This is a genomic window from Candidatus Symbiopectobacterium sp. NZEC135 (genome assembly GCF_025962695.1).
The window spans coordinates 1-762 of the sequence record NZ_JAGFPF010001034.1; the positions used below are offsets into that span (position 1 = coordinate 1).

2 protein-coding genes are annotated in these 762 nt (G+C 56.2%); both read right to left on the reverse strand.

Annotated features, from left to right (window positions below):
• Positions 1 to 325 (reverse strand): efflux RND transporter permease subunit (locus J5224_RS32245; RefSeq protein WP_264629022.1); only part of this gene is annotated, 325 nt, incomplete at its 3' end.
• Positions 322 to 762, reverse strand: a 441-nt coding sequence (locus tag J5224_RS32250; RefSeq protein WP_413544759.1) for an efflux RND transporter periplasmic adaptor subunit, incomplete at its 5' end; no start/stop codon positions are given. The genes J5224_RS32245 and J5224_RS32250, both read right to left, overlap by 4 nt.

The window sequence follows — 762 nt, forward strand, 5'->3', positions numbered from 1 at the left end:
GAGTATCATCGCGCAGGTTGACGTAAATAAATGACTGTCCGGCGCGCGTTTCACTCTCGATATAATCCAGACCGGGAATTTCTTGCAGCTTTTTCTCTAGGGTATCGGTAACCAGATTGACGGTATCCGTCAGTGTTGCACCGGGCCACTGTGCTGCAATAACGGTGGTTTTGATGGTGAAAGCGGGATCTTCATTGCGCGGCAGTTTTTCATAGCTGAAGATACCGGCGGCAATAATCATCAGCATAAAAAATGTCACCGGTTGCTGATGCTTGAGTGCCCAATCAGAGAGATTAAACCACGCTTTTTTTCGTGCCGAATTCATTGCTGCTTCTCCCCAAGGACCACGGTTTCTCCAGCCCGCAATTTACTCACACCCGCCGTCACCACGTTTTCACCCGGTTCAATGCCCGCTGTGACAAAAATCGACGCGATGGAGTAACCGCCCAGGGCAATGGGGCGCAGTTGCAGTTGGTTCTGCGGGGTAACAATAAAAACGGCAGCCTGTTCATCGGCGCGAGTCAATGCGGAAGCGGGAAGGGTCATCATTGCCGGTGCCGCCCGAGGCATTTGCGCCCGTACCGTCGCCCCCAGCGTCATGGCAACCGGGGGTGTTTCCAGCCGCACGCGCACGCGCCAGGTGCGCGTTTGCGGATCGGCCTGCGGGCTGATATCGCGCAATATCCCCGGTGTGGTGAGCGCTGGCGTGCTCAGCAGGGAGACGTTGAGTCGAGATTCGCCCTGTCCGGCCATTGCCTGAGG